This is a genomic window from Micromonospora sp. NPDC049139 (genome assembly GCF_055586845.1).
In genome coordinates this window covers 225,871-241,350 of sequence record NZ_JBVJHK010000009.1, presented here as the reverse complement: position 1 = coordinate 241,350, position 15,480 = coordinate 225,871, and the positions used below count along the sequence as shown (strand labels likewise).

At 74.9% G+C, this 15,480-nt stretch carries 15 protein-coding genes; 6 read left to right on the top strand and 9 right to left on the bottom strand.

The window, feature by feature from the left end; translation table 11 throughout:
• Positions 1 to 95 precede the first annotated feature (95 nt).
• The 4 genes from ACZ6Q9_RS18140 to ACZ6Q9_RS18125 all read right to left on the bottom strand — a co-directional run bounded on the left by ACZ6Q9_RS18140 (position 96) and on the right by ACZ6Q9_RS18125 (position 5,109).
• Entirely contained in the window at positions 96 to 1,451 is a 1,356-nt protein-coding gene (locus ACZ6Q9_RS18140; protein WP_396830221.1) for a uracil-xanthine permease family protein, read from the bottom strand.
• A 203-nt stretch (positions 1,452 to 1,654) separates the two neighbouring features.
• Entirely contained in the window at positions 1,655 to 2,878 is a 1,224-nt protein-coding gene (locus tag ACZ6Q9_RS18135; RefSeq protein WP_393452372.1) for a glycosyltransferase family 2 protein, read from the bottom strand.
• On the bottom strand, positions 2,820 to 4,379 hold the full coding sequence (locus ACZ6Q9_RS18130) for a glycosyltransferase family 39 protein (RefSeq protein WP_396830220.1): 1,560 nt from the start codon (positions 4,377 to 4,379) through the stop codon (positions 2,820 to 2,822). The genes ACZ6Q9_RS18135 and ACZ6Q9_RS18130 overlap by 59 nt, the downstream gene beginning before the upstream one ends.
• Positions 4,380 to 4,473: 94 nt before the next feature.
• Positions 4,474 to 5,109, bottom strand: coding sequence for an alpha-ketoglutarate-dependent dioxygenase AlkB (locus ACZ6Q9_RS18125; RefSeq protein WP_393267644.1), 636 nt, complete (start codon positions 5,107 to 5,109; stop codon positions 4,474 to 4,476).
• Positions 5,110 to 5,275: 166 nt separating this feature from the next.
• On the opposite strand from ACZ6Q9_RS18125, the gene ACZ6Q9_RS18120 reads away from it, so the two are divergent.
• The 3 genes from ACZ6Q9_RS18120 (at position 5,276) to ACZ6Q9_RS18110 (ending at position 8,498) form a co-directional block, all read left to right on the top strand.
• Positions 5,276 to 7,237: a hypothetical protein gene (locus tag ACZ6Q9_RS18120; RefSeq protein WP_396830219.1), complete on the top strand. Its 1,962-nt coding sequence runs from the start codon at positions 5,276 to 5,278 to the stop codon at positions 7,235 to 7,237.
• A gap of 64 nt (positions 7,238 to 7,301) precedes the next feature.
• Positions 7,302 to 7,817, top strand: coding sequence for an HAD domain-containing protein (locus ACZ6Q9_RS18115; RefSeq protein WP_396830218.1), 516 nt, complete (start codon positions 7,302 to 7,304; stop codon positions 7,815 to 7,817).
• A gap of 114 nt (positions 7,818 to 7,931) precedes the next feature.
• Positions 7,932 to 8,498 carry an NUDIX hydrolase gene (locus ACZ6Q9_RS18110; protein WP_396830217.1) on the top strand — a complete coding sequence of 189 codons (567 nt, stop codon included), beginning with the start codon at positions 7,932 to 7,934 and terminating at the stop codon, positions 8,496 to 8,498.
• Here the strand turns inward: ACZ6Q9_RS18110 and ACZ6Q9_RS18105 are convergent, their stop codons facing one another.
• Positions 8,499 to 9,920: a helix-turn-helix domain-containing protein gene (locus ACZ6Q9_RS18105; RefSeq protein WP_396830237.1), complete on the bottom strand. Its 1,422-nt coding sequence runs from the start codon at positions 9,918 to 9,920 to the stop codon at positions 8,499 to 8,501.
• Between the two features lie 264 nt (positions 9,921 to 10,184).
• Between ACZ6Q9_RS18105 and ACZ6Q9_RS18100 the strand changes: the two genes are divergently transcribed.
• From ACZ6Q9_RS18100 to ACZ6Q9_RS18090, 3 genes are read left to right on the top strand one after another with little or no spacing between them, the layout of a single operon-like run.
• On the top strand, positions 10,185 to 10,382 hold the full coding sequence (locus ACZ6Q9_RS18100; RefSeq protein WP_393267631.1) for a hypothetical protein: 198 nt from the start codon (positions 10,185 to 10,187) through the stop codon (positions 10,380 to 10,382).
• A complete protein-coding gene (locus tag ACZ6Q9_RS18095; protein WP_396830216.1) occupies positions 10,379 to 10,597 on the top strand; it encodes a hypothetical protein in 219 nt (72 codons plus the stop codon). Before ACZ6Q9_RS18100 ends, ACZ6Q9_RS18095 begins: the two co-directional genes overlap by 4 nt.
• Complete coding sequence (locus ACZ6Q9_RS18090) at positions 10,594 to 10,767, top strand: hypothetical protein (RefSeq protein WP_396830215.1); 174 nt, start codon at positions 10,594 to 10,596, stop codon at positions 10,765 to 10,767. The genes ACZ6Q9_RS18095 and ACZ6Q9_RS18090 overlap by 4 nt, the downstream gene beginning before the upstream one ends.
• A gap of 31 nt (positions 10,768 to 10,798) precedes the next feature.
• Here the strand turns inward: ACZ6Q9_RS18090 and ACZ6Q9_RS18085 are convergent, their stop codons facing one another.
• The 4 genes from ACZ6Q9_RS18085 to ACZ6Q9_RS18070 form a co-directional block, all read right to left on the bottom strand.
• Complete coding sequence (locus ACZ6Q9_RS18085) at positions 10,799 to 11,851, bottom strand: PseG/SpsG family protein (RefSeq protein WP_396830236.1); 1,053 nt, start codon at positions 11,849 to 11,851, stop codon at positions 10,799 to 10,801.
• Positions 11,848 to 12,570: a cytidylyltransferase domain-containing protein gene (locus ACZ6Q9_RS18080; RefSeq protein WP_393267766.1), complete on the bottom strand. Its 723-nt coding sequence runs from the start codon at positions 12,568 to 12,570 to the stop codon at positions 11,848 to 11,850. Before ACZ6Q9_RS18080 ends, ACZ6Q9_RS18085 begins: the two co-directional genes overlap by 4 nt.
• A gap of 158 nt (positions 12,571 to 12,728) precedes the next feature.
• The gene (locus ACZ6Q9_RS18075) at positions 12,729 to 14,642 is read right to left on the bottom strand and encodes a class I SAM-dependent methyltransferase (protein ID WP_396830214.1); all 1,914 of its coding nucleotides are present in this window, start codon (positions 14,640 to 14,642) and stop codon (positions 12,729 to 12,731) included.
• A complete protein-coding gene (locus ACZ6Q9_RS18070; RefSeq protein ID WP_396830213.1) occupies positions 14,632 to 15,474 on the bottom strand; it encodes a hypothetical protein in 843 nt (280 codons plus the stop codon). Before ACZ6Q9_RS18070 ends, ACZ6Q9_RS18075 begins: the two co-directional genes overlap by 11 nt.
• Positions 15,475 to 15,480: the final 6 nt, after the last annotated feature.

The following is a 15,480-nucleotide window of genomic DNA, read 5'->3' as shown; positions in this document are numbered from 1 at the left end:
CTGACGCAGCCGCCCCTCGCCCGTCCCCCCTACTCCCCGCGTTGATCATGAAGTTGTTGCGCGACACGCCGGTGTCGAGGACAACAACTTCATGATCAACGGGCTTCGGGCCGGGGTTCGGGGGTTTGGCGGGGGGTGGGGGTGGTGCCGCGGAGGCGGGCCACCAGGCGCATGCCGTGGTGGACGACCAGGGCGGCGGCGGTGCCCAGGGCGATGCCGTTGAAGGAGAGGTCGCCGGCGGTGAGGGTGTAGTTGGCGGCGCCGACGATCACGGCGACCGCCGCCGTCATCAGGTTCACCGGGTCGTGGAAGTCCACCCGGTTCTCGATCCAGATCCGGGCGCCGAGGATCGCGATGAGGCCGTAGAGGGCGGTGGTGGCGCCGCCGAGCACGCCGGCCGGCACGGTGAGGATCAGCGCGCCGAACTTCGGGCTGAGCCCCAGCAACACCGCCGCCACGCCGGCCACCCAGTACGCGGCGGTGGAGTAGACCCGGGTCGCGGCCATCACGCCGATGTTCTCCGCGTACGTGGTGGTGCCGGAGCCGCCGGCGGAGCCGGCGAGCACGGTGGCCAGCCCGTCGCCCAGGAACGCCCGGCCCATGTCCCGGTCCAGGTTGCGGCCGGTCATCGCGGCGACCGCCTTGACGTGCCCGGCGTTCTCGGCGATCAGCACCAGGATCACCGGGATCACCAGCACCACCGCGCGCAGGCTGAAGCTCGGCGCGTGGAACTCCGGCAGGCCGACCCACGCGGCGTCCCGCAGCCCGTCGACCGCCTTCGGGTCCAGGTCGCCGAGCGCCGCGGCGAGCAGCCAGCCGACCAGCACACCCAGCAGGATGGACAGTCGGGCCAGGAAGCCCCGGAAGGCGACCGTGGCGAGCAGGATCGCGGCCAGGGTCACCACCGCGATCAGCGGCTGCGCCTTCACCCCGGTGCCGCTGCCGCCGCCGTCCCACGCGACCGGGGCGAGGTTCAGGCCGATCAGCGCGACGATCGCCCCGGTGACGACCGGCGGCATCAGCGCGTCGATCCAGCGCGACCCGGCGAGCTGCACGACCAGCCCGACGCCGGCCAGCGCGACGCCGGCCACGACGATGCCGCCCAGCGCCGGGCCGATGTCCCCGCCGGCCTTCGCGGCCAGCACCGGCGCGATGAAGGCGAACGACGAGCCGAGGTACGAGGGCAGCCGGTTGCCGGTGATCAGCAGGAACAGCAGCGTGCCGAGCCCGGAGAAGAAGAGGGTGGTGGCCGGCGGGAAACCGGTGATCAGCGGCACCGTGAAGGTGGCGCCGAACATGGCCACGACGTGCTGCACGCCGACGCCGAGCGTGCGTGGCCAGGACAGCCGTTCGTCGGGGTGGACCACGTCGCCGGGGCGGACGGACCGGCCGTCGCCGTGGACCGCCCAGGCGGACCAGCGGGAGCGCGGCTCGGTGGAGGACTTGGTCATGGGTCGCCCTTCGCGTCGTCAAGAGGTGACGGGGGCGCTGACGAAACCCAGGAGTCGTTTCTAGCAGAGCGCCGCCCCGCCCCGCCCGCCACCCCGGGCACCAGGCACGGTCGGTCCCGCACCTGATGCCCTGTCAGGCGGGCGATGGCGTTTTTGTCCGGGCAGGAGGTGCAAGATCGGCGGACGGGGGACCGGGACGGGAGTCAGCTGCCGGTGAGGATCCGGTCGTGGTCGGGGCCGGACTGGCGGACGATCGCCGGTGCCGGATGCGTGGGGCGGAGCGTGAGCAGGCTGCCCACCAGGCCGGAGAAGAGCACGACCACGCCGAGCGCGATCGCGGTGGCCGAGGGGAGCACCACCCGCAGCGTGTCGTGCGGGTTCAGGTCGCCGAACCCGTCCAGCCCCCAGTAGGCGACCGCCCCCACGGTGCCGGCGACGCCGGCGACGAGCAGCAGCAGGCCGACGGTGACGCTGGTCTCCAGCCGCAGCAGACGGATCCAGCGGTCGGACGCGCGCTGCGGGACGAGCCTCTCCTGCCGGCCGTAGATCTCGGCGAGGCCACCGAAGAGCACGAGCTGCACCCCGACGAGCACCATCAGGCAGGCGTACACGAGCGTGCTGACGTCGAGGCGGACCGGGCCGAGGGTCAGCGGGCCCGGGGTGAGCGCCCCCACGCCGGCCAGCCCGAGCGCGGTCAGCGCGGCGCCCGGCCGGACGAGGGTCTTGCGCGGCGCGAACACCAGCAGGAACCGCAGGTGCCGCCAGCCGTCCCGCCAGGTCCGCAGGTGCGGCGGGCGGGACCGGCCGTCCGGCGACAGCGTGGTCGGCACCTCGACGATGTCGTACCCGGCCAGCGCGGCGCGCACCACCAGCTCGGAGGCGAACTCCATGCCCGGCATGCACAGCCCGAGCGCGCGGATCCGCTCGGCGTTGAAGCCGCGCATGCCGCAGTGGAAGTCCCGGACCTCGCGCAGCCCGAACAGCCGCCGGCCGAGCCAGCTCAGGACCGGGTTGCCCAGGTAGCGGTGCAGGGGCGGCATGGCGCCCGGTGCGATGCCGCCCCGGAACCGGTTGCCCATCACCACGTCGTGACCGGCGCGCAGCGCCTCGACGAACGGGCCGAGGTCGGCCAGCGCGTACGAGTCGTCGGCGTCGGCCATGATGACGTACCGGCCGCGCGCCTGGTCGATGCCGTTGAGCAGGGCGCCGCCGTAGCCGCGGATCGGGGCGTGCACCACCCGGGCGCCGGCCCGCTCGGCGATCTCCTGGGACCCGTCGGTGGAGCCGTTGTCGGAGACCAGCACCTCCCCGACGACCCCACACTCCCGCAGCGAGCGCAGCGCCTTGCGGACGCAGACCTCCAGCGTCTCAGCCTCGTTGAGGCACGGCAGCAGCACCGTGACCTCGATCTCTGGTTCGTTCGTCATGCTCCCCGTTGCTTTCTGCCGTGGTGGGCGCGAGCCGGTCCGGCTCGCCGTCGGCCGGCGCGGGCCGGTCCGCCGGACCGTCGGCCGGCGCGCGCCGGTCCGCCGGATGAGGTGCCGACCGCAGCCGCTGCCAGCCGAGCGCGGCGGCGATCGGGAGGAACGCCAGGGCCGGCAGGCCGTAGCGGTGTTCGAACATCGACGTGGCCACCGAGAAGACCATGATCCCGACGCCGATACCGGCGTACAGCAGGGCGATCAGGCTCAGCCGCAGCCGGCCCCGGCGCGGCCACACCGCCCCGACCAGCGCGATCAGCACCATGGCGGCCAGGACCGGCGGCGGGGTGACCCCGTAGCGGCCGTAGGCGTGCAGGAAGCGGCTGGCCGCGTTCGGCTCGACGTCCCGCGACGGCGCCGGTTTCCACTCGTAGCCGGGGCTGGCGGTGCGCGGCACGCAGTCGTGGTCGGCCGCCCAGTCGGTCGGCGCGGGCTGCGGTCGCCACCAGTTGGCCAGGCACGACTCGGTCGGCGCGAGGGGGGTCGGCCAGAAGTAGCGCGCGGTGTCCGACGCCACGGCGGCCAGGTAGTCGCTGGGCTGCTGGCGGAGCACCTCCCGGGCGAACTCGTCGAGGTCCTCCGGGCGTTCGGCGTCGCGGATGGGGCTGTCCCGGTTCCAGATGAACCAGTCGGGCCGGGCGGGGCGCTGGTCCAGCGGCTGCGTCGGGCAGAGCTTGCGCAGCCCCGGCCGCAGTTCCAGCCGGTCGCAGTCGGCGATCTGCGCGGTCCGTCCGTAGAGGAACTTCCCGCCCTCCAGCCCCAGCGCGCCCTTGACGGTGCCGATGCCGGCGAAGGCGGCACCGAAGAACACGACGATGCCGAGCAGGTACGCGGCGGGCGCCCGCCAGCCGCGCCACGGCACGAGGAGGAACAGCAGCAGGGCGCCGAGGGCGACCACGCCGGTGGGTCGGGTCGCCATGCCCAGCGCGACGGCGACGCCCGCGCCCAGGGCGGCGAGCGTCCCGGGGCGTTCCCGGCGGACCAGCAGCAGCGCCGCGACGGCCAGCGCGGTGGTGAACAGCGTCTCGGTGAGCAGGTACTGCTCCAGCGTGAGCTGGGTGGCGTCGAGCAGGATCGGCGTCGCGGCGAGCGTGGCCGGCCACGGGCCGACGCCCAGGCGGCGCAGCAGCAGGTAGGACGCGACGCCCAGGGCGAGCCCGGCGAGGTGCTGGACGGCCACCACGGAGGCGACGGTGCCGGTCCACTCGAAGGCCCTGAGCAGCCACGGGTACGTCCACCGGGCCGGCATGTCCGGCCACTGTGCGGAGAGCCGGAGGTACGTGCCGGAGTCGCCCTGGAACCACAGCGCGGGCGGGTACGCCGCCATCGTCGTGATCCGCAGCGCGAGGCCGGCGGCGAGCACGACGACGAACCCGACGTGGCGACGCAGCAGGGCGGGAAGGGAACGAGCGCCGGCCCGCCGTGCGGCCGGGCGTCCAACGAGCACGGAAAGCTCCAGGAGACAGCGGAGAGTGATTGAATGGTCAAGCTAGCACGGTGACCGGTGACGGTGGGTGCACCGACCCGGACCCGAGGGCGGCTCAGGCGACGCCGGCGGGTCGAAACTGGACGCTGACCCGGGGCCCGACGGGGCGGGCGGTCTTCGGCACCGCGTGCTCCCAGGTGCGCTGGCAGGAGCCGCCCATCACCACGAGGTCGCCGTGCCCGAGCGGAAAGCGCAGGCTGTCGCCGCCGCCCCTGGGCCGCAGCAGCAGCGTGCGCGGCGAGCCGAACGAGACGATGGCGACCATCGTGTCGGTGTGCGCGGAGCGGCCCTGGGTGTCGCCGTGCCAGGCGACGCTGTCCCGGCCGGAGCGGTAGAGGCACATGCCGGCGGTGACGAAGGGCTCGCCGAGCTCGGGGGCGTAGTGCCGGGTGAGCGCGGCACGCGCCCGCGTGAGCAGCGGGTGCGGCAGCGGCCGGTGGCCGGAATACCAGCACAGCAGCCGCGGCACGTCGACCTCGGCGTCGTACATCGTGCGGCGCTCGGCCCGCCACGGCACGTCCCGCAGCAGCGTGTCGAAGACCTGGTCGGAGCCGGCGACCCAGCCGGGGAGGTGGTCGACCCACGCGCCCCGGGTGAGCGGGTGCCGGCGCAGCCGGCCGGCCAGCGGACCCAGCGACGGCCCCGCGTCGGTCAGGTCCAGCATCGACGGCTGGTAGGCGGCCCCGGTCATCCGCCCAGCGTACCGGCCCGGTTGGCACAGGTGTACGACGCGGGGGATCTCGTCGCCCGCCCGTCACCTGGCGCACACGTCGGCGTCGCCCGGCGTCGGCGGGCCGCCCCTACCGTGAGGCGGCTCCGTCCGGGCCCGGGCGGGCCGCGCGCCGAGGAGACGACCAGTGCAGAGCAGTTCCACCCGCGTGCCGGTGGCGCCGCGCCCGGCGGCCCCGCCGCAGGCGATCCCGGTCCGCCCGGCCCGCCGAGCCGCAGCCGTCGTCGGTTGGCTCGCCGCCGCCTGGGTCGTTCCGGTGCTGGCGTACGCGCTGGGCGTGGCCGCCGTGCTCCCGCCGCTCGTGCTCGTGCTGACGGCCGCGCTGCTGCGGGTCGGGCGCACCCTGCTGGACCGGCTGGTGCTGGCGACGGCGCTGCTGCTCGGGGCGCTCTGCGCCGCCGCCCTGCTCTTCTCGGTCTGGCCGTGGGGCCTGCACCCGGTCCCGGTGGCGGGCACGGCGCTGACCGTGCTGCTCGGCCTCGCCCTGGTCACCGGGGTCCGGCCGCGCCTGCCCCGCCCGGCGTCGGCCGACGTGGCGCCGGTCGTCGCGGCGGCGCTGGCGACCCTGGCCCTGGCCTGGCCCTACCTGCGCGCCGACGGCCTGGCCGGCCGGCTCGCATACGCGATGACGGGCGAGGACAACAGCCGGCACCTGGCCGCCGTGGAGGGCATCCGGGCGGTCGGCGGCTACCTGTTCAGCGACCCGGACGGCGCGGCCCGGATCGCGCCCGAGGCGATGGTCTGGTACCCACAGGGCTTCCACGTGACGGCCGCGCTGCTGGACGGCTTCCTGCGTTCCTCGACCGCGCCCGGCTCGGCGACGAGCACCCTGGGCCACTACCTCGGCTGGTCGCTGGCCGCGTACGCCCTGCTGGTGCTCGCGGTGCTCTGGGCCGCCGCGCGGATCGCCGGCCGACTGCTCGACCCGCTGCGCGCCGCCGCCCTGGCCGGCGCGGTCACCGCGCTCGCCCTGGGCTCGGAGCTGGCCCGCTTCGTGGTGTACGGCTACCCGGGGGAGAGCCTCGGCCTGGCGCTGACCGCGATCCTGGTCGCGCTGGTGTGCCGTCCGGTGGCCCGCACCGGCACCCAGCTCTGCCTGCTCGGGGCGCTCTGCGTCGGGGTCGGGTTCGCGTACCTGATGTTCCTGCCGGTGGTCGGGGCGCTGGTGCTGGCCTGGCTGGTCCGGCACCGGCGGGCGGTGCGCCGGCGGCCCTGGCTGGCCGGCGCGGTGGCCCTGGCCACGGCCGTGCTCACGCCGCTGCCGAGCGTGGCGGGCCTGCTCTTCACCGACCAGGTCGACAACGCCGCCACCGGCGGCGGCGTCTTCCCGCGCTACGACGCCTACCTGGCGCTGACCGGCGTGGTCGCCGCGGGGCTGCTCGCCGGCGGCCTGCGGCTGCCGGTGTGGCGCCGGTACGCGGGCGCCCTGGCCGCGGCGCTGGCCTTCGCGGCCGGCTTCTACCTCTGGTTCACGCTGCAGGGCACCGACCCGCGCTACTACTACGGCAAGACCCTGCACCTGCTGCTGGTGGTCCTCTTCGTCGGGGTGGGCGCGGTGTTCCTGCTGCGGCCGGTCCCGTGGCGCGCGCGGCGGCACCCGGGCCGGTCCGGCCCGGTCGCCCGGGCGCTCGTCGCGTTTTCGCTGGTGGCGGCGACGGCCGGGGCGGCCGGCCTGGCGCGCGGCGGCGGGATCTTCGCCCAGCCGTTCGGCGCCCGCACCACCACCTGGGCGGCGGCCTGGTGGTCCGGCCTGCTGGACCGGCCGAGGCAGGCCGACGTGACCGTACGCGCGCTGGCCCACGCGCCGGTACGCGTGGGCGAGGTCACGGTCGTGGTCAGCGAGCACCGGCGGGAGGGCTACCTGGAGACGCTCTTCCTCGCTACCCTCCAGGGCACCCACGGCGCCTCCGCGCCCGCGTTCTACAACCTGCCCCTGTCCGAGCCGGCCCGCTCGGCGGCCCTGGTCGAGCAGGAACGGCGGCCGATCCGCTTCCTCGCCACCGGACCGGAGGCTGCCGCCGTAGTCGAGCGGCTCCTGGCCGAGCGCCCGGAGCTGCGCTCCCGGGTCACCCTCGAACTGCTGCCCTGACGGCACCGCTTTTCCGGCACCGCTTGAGGCTGACCGGCACGCCCGACTCCGTATCCTGAGGACCGTGGCGCGCGACCTCCCGTTGCTTCTGCTCGACGTCGACGGTGTCCTGAATCCGTTCGCGGGAGACCAGTGCCCAGTCAGCTACCAGGAGTTCCAGTTCTTTCCGGGGGAGGCTCCGGTACGGCTGTGCCCAGCTCACGCGGATTGGCTCCGGGAGCTGGGCGAACGGTTCGAGATGGTGTGGGCCACCGGGTGGGGCGCGGAAGCGAACCGGCGCCTCGCGCCGGTACTGCGTCTTCCGCAACTGCCGGTCATCAGCCTTCCGTCGGGCCCGTTCGAACCGCGCGAGAAGGTGGCCGCCGTGGCCGCGTACGTCGGCTCACGTCCGGTGGCCTGGATTGATGACGCGCTGACGACGGAGGCGCGGGCATGGGCCGAAGCCCGTGAGGCACCCACCCTCCTTGTCGACATCGACCCTGCCGAGGGGTTGAGCCTGGCTGTGGTCCGCCGGCTGCTCGCCTGGTCGCAGGGCTTGCCGAGTCAGACAGATTCCCCGAGGCGACGACAGCAGAGCTGACAGCAACTGGCCCGGAAGAGGAGACCCACGTCGGACAGGTGCGGTCAATGCCCCGAGGCCGGGACCCGGACGGACGACGGCCAGACAACCTGCACAGAACCGGATACTGGTCGGGTGGCGGAGGAGCAGGTTACCGAGTTGACCAGGTGGACGATTCATGGCGAGCGGGTTGTGGACGGCAGCCGGCGGGCGCGGTTGAGCATCGCTGAGGTGGAACTGCCGGACGGTGTCAGGTTCGAGCAGTACGTGATCCGGGCGCCCCGGTCGGCCATGGTCGCCGTGCTCGACGAGCAGGAGCGTCTGTTGCTGATGCGGCGGCATCGGTTCGTGTTCGACCGGTGGGTGTGGGAGCTGCCCGGTGGCTACGTCGATGACGAGGAGCAGCCGGCGGCGTGCGCGGTCCGGGAGGTCGAGGAGGAGACCGGTTGGCGTCCGGGTGCGGTAGCGCCATTGCTGTCGTTCCAGCCGTGGGTGGCGACCGCGGACGCGGAGAACCTGCTGTTCCTTGCCCGGGAGGCGGAGCACATCGGCGCGCCGGTGGATGTCAACGAGGCTGAGCGGGTGGCGTGGATTCCGCTGGAGGAGGCGCGGGATCTGGTGTCCCGGGGTGAGATCGTGGGCGCCGGCACGGTGATCGCGGTGTTGGAGCTGGTCGCGCGCAAGGCCAGGGGCGAGCTGTAGTCAGCGGCGTTGGCCGAGGGTCGCGTCGATGCGGGTGATGAAGTGTCGTACGGCTGGCCGGCGGCGGTGCGCCGTGATCTGGGCTTGCAGGTCGCGTAGGTAGCGGATGGCCCGGGCTGACCGTAGTTGCGAGGTCAGGGTGAGGGCTTCGGCTCCGATGGCGCCGGCGCGTTCGGGCTCGCCGTGGCGGGCGTGGATGGTGGCGAGAAGGGCGAGGTTGAAGGCTTTGCCGCGTACGTAGCGTTCGTCCATTTGCAGGGATCGGGCGGCGAAGCGTTCGGCCTGGTGGTGTTGACCGAGGGCGTGGAAGCAGTGGCCGAACTTGGCGGACAGGTACGCCTCGTCGAAGTAGCCGAGCCATTGTGGGTCGCTGCTGCGGTCGGCTCGGTCGAGGGCTTGTTCTGTCTGGTGCAGTGCGGTGGCGCAGGCGCGTTCGTCGCGGGCTGCGGCGTGGGCGTGGGCTTCCATGACCAGTGCCTCGGCGGTCAGCACGGTGAGGCCGGCGCGGTGTGCCGTCTGTCGGGCGGCCCGGGCGAGGTCGACGCCGGCGCTGGTGTGGCCGAGGTAGGTGGCTTGGTGACTCATCGCGGCGAGGATCTCGGCACCCAGGCCGGCGTCGTCGGCTGCGCGGGCAAGGTCGAGGGCGTGGGTGAGGTAGCGCTGGGCGATGCCGTGTTCGGCCATGTCGTACGCCTGCCAGCCGGCGAGCTGGGTCAGCTCGGCGACGGCGGGGAGCAGCCTGCGGCCGGTCGCCGGGTCGTAACGGCCCTCGGTCACCAGGGGCGTGACCTCGTGGGTGAGGTAGCGGGCAACGGTGTCGCGGGCGTGGCCGCCGCCGTACTGGTTGTCGAGTCGTCGGTAGGTGGTGGCCATCTCCCGGATGGTGTCGATGTCGGGCTGACCGACCGTTCGGCGGCCTTCCTGTGCGACGGGTTGTGGGGTGGAGGCGGTGAACCAGCGTAGGGCCGGCAGGGTGTAGCCGGCGGAGCTGAACACTGCCTGACGGAGCATGTCTCGACGGTTCACGTCGCCTTCCCACAGTTGTACGGCGGCGCGGACGTCCTCGCGCCAGGACCGGTTGACCGGCACGTCACTCTGCCGGCTGTCGAGGCCACCGGCCATGTTCGGGCGACATGCCGGTCGGCGGGGCGCGAGGCCGAGCGTCATCCGGGCCTCGTCGGGCATGCCGCAACCGTCGGCGACTCGCTCCAGCACGTCGATGGAGGTCACCTTCCGTCCGGCGATGATCCGGCTGACGTAGCCCTGTTCGAGGCCGACGGCGGCGCCGATGCGGGTCTGGCTCGCCCCGGTGTGCCGGGCGAGCAGCCGGAACAGAGTGCCGATGTCGCGGGCTTGCAATGCGGCGCGCATGTCCTGGTGCGACCAGAGATCGTCGGGAATCCGAAGATGATCGCGCAGCACGGCGGCCCCCAGCGTCGTCACGTGACTACCCATGGTGCTCAGCCCGGAGCTTAGGGCCGGTGTCCGTGCAGGTCGAGCCCGCTCATGTCACCGTGACATGGCCAGCCGACATGGCTGCCGAGCCACGGCCGGCGGGATCGTCACGGACATGTTCCTCGACGCCGAAAGCCCGCCGGTCGAGCCACGCCACGACTGCCGTGGCGCTCGTCCCGTACATCGTGGGAAGACCATCACCCGCCGCCACAGACGCATGGCGGGGTGACGATGGGTGCCACCCACGGCTCGAAGGCCCTCATCGAGTACGCCCAGGCCCAGGTCGACGCCGCCGACGTGATCCTCACCCATCACGACGAGGTAGGGCTGGGCCTGTGCCGGTGCGGCCGGCTCCACCCCTGCCCGGAGCGACAGCAGTGGATTCAGAAGCGGGCGCACTACGTACCCCTGCTCGGTGGTCCACGATGACCACCCACGGCCCGGTGCTGCCGATCTGGAGTTGTGGCGGGTGCGGCGCGCCCTGGCCCTGCCGGACCCGCCGCCAGGAGTTGCAGGCGGAGTTCGCGGGCGCACCGATGTCACTGGCGCTGTACATGGGAGCGCAGTTCGTCCGCGCCGCCGAAGATCTGACCTGGGCTCCGGCCGGCACCCTGCACCGACGCTTCCTCGGCTGGACCCGGTGAGCATCCTGCGGACCGGCGACGAGAAGTTCCACTACAGCGACGGCTCCCACCGGTGGATCCCGCCGGACCCGGACTACGACCAGGAGGTCTGGGACGAGCAGGTCCGCCAGCACAAGCTGGGCCACCTGAGGAACGAGAGGCCGAAGGTGCACATCCAACGCCTCGTCTGACGCCAGCAGTGCCGGCGGCTCCCCTCCAGGATCAGGCCGGCGTGGCGGCGAGGGCGGCGAGCACCGCGTCGGCTACCCGGCCCCGGCCCAGGCCGTCCACGGTGGACCAGGCGCGGGCGGAGAGTGCGGCGCGGCGCTCCGGGGAGGCGAGCAGCCCGGTGAGGGTCCGGGCGGCGGCGGCCCGCGCCGCCCGCCCCGGCACCCCGGCGGCGGCCAGCTCCGGCAGCTCGCCGAGGCCGGCGACGAGACCATGCGCGACCACCCGCTGGTACGACTCCCGCTGGTTGTCCACGACGCAGACCAGCGCGGACGGGGCGCCGAGGCAGCACAGCTCCCACGTCGACGTGCCGGCCGCGCTCACCACCAGGTCCGCCGCGCCGATCAGCGCGGGCAGCTCGTCGGTGGGCGGCACCGGGCGCAGCGACTGCCCCCGCCCCGGCGGCACCGCCGCAAGTTCCGCCTCCACCTCGGGCCGGCCGACCACGACGGTGAGGTCCATCGGGTGCCCGGTGGCCAGCAGCACCCGGGTCAGCACCGGGGCCGCCCCGACCGCGTCGGTGCCGCCGAAGAACGCCAGCACCCGGGGCCGGCCCACCGCCGTCGCGGGCCGGGGCGCCGCCGGCCGGGCGGCCACCACCGAGTCCCGCAGCAGGGCGTACGCGGTGCCGGCGAGCAGCCGGCCGGCCGGCGCGACGGTCGCCGCGCCGAAGTTCTGGTCCAGGTAGAGGTCGGCGTCCTGCCCTCGGGTGTCGCCGTCGACGACGGCCAGGGTCAGCACGCCCGCCGCGCGCAGCGCGCCCGCGCCGGCCGGGTCCAGCTCGTAGGAGTCGAGCACCATGACGTCCAGCGCGTGCCGGCGCGCGGTCGCCACCAGCTCCTGCGGGGTCTCCGGGCCGGGGTGCAGCGGGATGCCGCGGGCGGCCAGTTGCGCGCCCGCCCAGCCGACCCGCTCGACGGTGCCGAACACCTCGACCGAGGCCCCCCGGGCGAGGAACTCCTCGCCGAGGGCGAGACAGCGGACCAGGTGCCCGACGCCGCGCCGCGGCCCGGCGTCGCAGCGCAGTCCGACGCGTACGGTGCTCAGGACTCCTCCAGCCGCTTCTGTCGTACGCCGGCGTTGACGGCGCGCAGCGCCGGTTGCCCGTCGAGCCAGTCGGCGAGCTTGGCCAGCGGCACGCTCACGTCCCCGAAATGGTCGGTCACCGCCCGCACCAGGGTCCAGTCGGCCTCGGTGTCGAGCGTGAGCCGCAGGTCCGACCGGTCCGGGGTGAGCGTCACCCCGAGCACCCGGAACAGCTCCGGGCGGGAGTACGCGTACGAGGTCACGTGCACCCGGTGGTGGTCGGTGGCGAGCCGGTCCAGCGTCCGCAGCGTGTCCGCCCGGACGATCTCGACGTCCAGGCCACGGGGGAGGGTACGGGCGATGGACGTGCTGGCGTAGTCGAGCCCGGGCACCGCGCGCCAGACCGCCGCGACCAGCGTGATGATCTCGGGGTCGAGCAGCGGGCAGTCGGCGGTGAAGCGCATCACCGCGTCGCCGGGGTGGGCGTCCAGCGCGCCGACGAAGCGGGTGAGCACGTCGTCGACGGGGCCCCGGTGCCACGCCACGCCCAGCCGGTCGCACTCGGCCACCACGGCGTCGTCGGCGGGCTCGGTGCTGGTGGCGACCACCAGGTCGGCGAGGACGGCGCTCTCCCGCGCGGCCCGCACCACCCGACCGAGGACGCTGCGTCCGGCGAGCGGCCGGAGCACCTTGCCGGGCAGCCGGGACGAGCCCATCCGGGCCTGCACGACGCCCACGATCCGCGGGCCGGAGCCGGTCGCGGCCGCCTCGGGTGGCTGGAGGCCTCCTGCCGGTTCGGGTGCCAGCCGGTGCCCGGTGCCGGTCTCGCCCGCCGTCGACCGGGAGGCGGTGCCGGTCTGGTCGGGTGCCGCCGGGATGCCAGCGGCCGGTGCGTCGGTCACTGCGTCTCCTCCGGCTTCGGGGCGAGGGCCTGCCGGGCCCGGCGCTTGGCCGCCCGGGCGCCCCGCTTCGCGATCCGCGCCGGGGCGATGGCCAGCCGGCCCACGCGGTAGCTGAGCGAGCCGCTGAGCAGGTGGATCGTCGCGTCGGCGCGGCGCAGCGCCCGCTCCCGCGAGGTGAGCAGTTCCTCGGTCCACTTGAGCAGCGCGGCCAGCCGGGTCAGCTCCTCGCGCTGGCGCAGCCACGCCTCCCGCAACTGCTGGTAGCTGCGACTGCCGATCGGTGGGTCGGTCGGCTCGACGGCCCGCAGCTCGGTGGCGAGGGCGACGCGCCCGTCGGCGTCCAGCCCGTGCAGGGCGGCGGCGATGGCCGCCTCGGCCTCCACGGCCGCGGCGACGGTCGGCCGGTCCAGGTCGTGGCCGGCGACGCCGCCGAGCACCACGGTCAGGCCCGCCACGTCCAGCGTGGACGTCCACGGGTGGGCGTACCCGCCGGTGAGCAGCTCGGCGGCGAAGCGCCACAGGCTCCGGGCGAGCACCACGTCCACGGCGAGCGGCTCGGCGGCCCGCCAGCTCGGGTCGAGCACCGCGTAGGCGTCCCCGGCCACGACGACGTTGTCCACGCTGGCCAGCCCGAACGGGCCGGCGAGCCGGCCGTCGGCGTCGACCTGCCCGGCGAGCCAGCGCGCGTACCCGCGCAGGAGCCGGCGCAGCGCGTCCGTGTCCCGCCGCAGGCAGCCGTCCAGCAGCAGGGTGCGCAGCAGGCGCCCGTCCGGCACCGGCCCGGTGAGCGCCCCCGGGTCCCGGTACGCGGCCAGCCGGCTGGCGAACGGCGCCGCCGCCGGCCCGCCCCGGGTCTCCGCCCTGGCGGCCCGCCACCGCCAGCCGTCCGGGCCGTCGACCACCTCGACCACGCCGGCCCCGGGCGGCCCGGTCTGCACCAGCGCCACGGGCAGGTCGGCGCGCCCCCGGGCGGCCGGGCCCGCGGTCGCCGGGCCTGCGGCGGCCGGGTCCACGGGGGCCGGGTCCGCGCCGGCGTGGACCGCGCCGGCCGGGTCCGTGGTCGCCGGGTCTGCGGCGGCCGGATCGTCGGACTTGCGGGCGAGCACCAGCCAGGCCGGCGCCAGCTCGCCCGCCCGGCCGGCGTGCAGCGCGTCGACCGCGAGCCGGGCCGGGTCCTGGAGCACCGTGCCCCGGGCGACGACGCGGGAACACGCGCCGTGCAGCGCCGCGTCGAGGAACCCGGACGTGGTCCGCCGAGCCAGGGCGCCCGTGTCGACCAGCGCGGTCGGCGCCGTCGGGTGCGGGTACGCGGCGAAGCAGGCGTCCGCGCGCAGACCCCGGGCGCTCAGCCGCCCGCGCAACTGCTCCAGGTTGGCCGGGCGGTCCGCGTCGAGCACCCCGCCGATCAGCCAGGCGGAGTCGTCCCGCCCGGCGTACCAGGGAGAGGTGGCGACGAGCCGGTGCAGGCCGAGCGGGTTGTCCAGGCGTAGCAGCAGCACGCCGCCGGGGCGCAGCGCCGCCGTCAGCCGGTCGAGCACGCCGGCCCAGCCGAGCCGCGTCCCCTCCACCGACTCGACCGCGTCCAGGCCGGCGCCGGCGATCACCACGTCGAACCGCTCGCCCGCCGGCAGCCCGGCCGGGCCGGCCACCACGACCTGCGCGGCGCGCTCGGCGAGGGCGACCCCGTCGGGGTGGCTGCGCAGCAGGCAGGTCACCTCGGCGTGGGCCAGCCGGTCGAGCAGCGCGGGGTCGTGCGGCCCGGCCAGCAGCACCCGCGCGCCGGCGGGCACCACGTGGGCGGCCAGCGCCGCCAGCGGCCCGCCCTCGGCCAGGCGCTCCGCCGGCAGGTCGGACCAGGCCAGCATCTCTCCGCCCGGCAGCGCGATCCGCGGCGCCGTCTCAGTCGTCACTCTTCTCCTCCTGGAGGTTCGCCCACCCGAGCAGCTCGCGCAGCTCGGCCGGCGTGCAGCGGTGGTCGGTGCCCAGCTCGGCGCGGGCGATCGAGACGGCGGTGGGCAGGTCCACCTGTTCGCCGTGCAGCTCCGGCCACTGGCGGCGGATCCGGGCGGTGCCGCCGAAGGTGGGGTCCTCGTCCGCGAGCACCATCGGGTCGCCGTACACGGCCGGCTCGCAGCCGGCGGCGATGCCGTAGAAGATGGCGCTGGTCAGCCGGTTCGACGCCACCCGCCGGTGCCGGCGCAGCTCGGTGAGCTGCTTGTCGAGGAAGAGCGGGTCGGTGTCCTTCCACCAGTGGCCGCGGTAGCCGTGGCAGATCACCCGGAAGCCGGCGTTCTCGTAGAGCCGGCGCACGCGGCGCATGCCGTACTCGTGCCAGTAGAGGCAGACGGTGACCGGGCCGGGCTCGGTGTCCCGGATGCGGGCGATCAGCTCCCGGTGGTCGCCCCGCACGTGCTGACCCTCCCAGCCGTGGAACGGGTACCAGATGGTGCCCTCCCGCTCCGACTCCGGCGGGTCCTCCGGTCGCATGGCCAGCAGGTACGCGAAGGGCGCCCCGATGACGGTCACGTTGCGCCGCCCCACCGACCAGGCCCGCCGCCGGGTCTGCTCCGACCACAGCAGACTCGGGGTCCGCTCGGCGTACGGGTGGCCGGGGGCGAGGCCGTCGCCGATGTTCCAGCCGTGCTGGAGGTACCCGTTGATCCGGGGCGGATGGCCGTCGCCCAGCCCGGCGTAGCGGGCCAGCACGTGGGCGTGGCCGTAGAAGTGGTTCGCGTGGTGCATCGGGTC